We start from the raw sequence: 475 nt of genomic DNA on the forward strand, positions 1-475 counted from the left end.
TATTTCCGTCTTGTCTATCATAGCCGCTTAACTGGGCAAACAGTACCGAGTTTATGGGTAGAAATCGGCCCGATCGGTATGGCCATGTCGATCGTTTGTGGTTTAACCTTTCAGACTGGGAGTTTGGGCCAGTTAGCCCCTCTCCTACGCCCTACTGCACTGCTTTTTGCTGGATCTTTATGGGGAGTGGGCTGGTGGTGGATTATAATGTCTACCTTATATACCATGCTCCACTTACGCAAATCCGGCGAAGGAATCTCCTTCGATTTAGGTTGGTGGAGTTATGTGTTTCCGATTGGAAGCTTTACTAATGGAACTTATGCTTTAGAAAAACTTACTGGAAGCAATTTTTTTGCAATTGCAAGTACCGTACAATTAAGTATTTTATGGATATGCTTTATCATTGTCATTTGGAATACCGCTTCAGGAATTGTAAATGGAAAACTTTTGAAAAGCAGAATTCCACTTTCCGAGA

Annotated in this window: 1 protein-coding gene; it reads left to right on the forward strand. The window is 42.1% G+C overall.

Annotation, left to right across the window (positions count from 1 at the left end):
* On the forward strand, positions 1–475 hold a 475-nt coding region (locus ACYQ3Q_RS28495), incomplete at both ends, for an SLAC1 family transporter (protein ID WP_459931749.1).

It is taken from the genome of Desulfosporosinus burensis, from assembly GCF_054657535.1.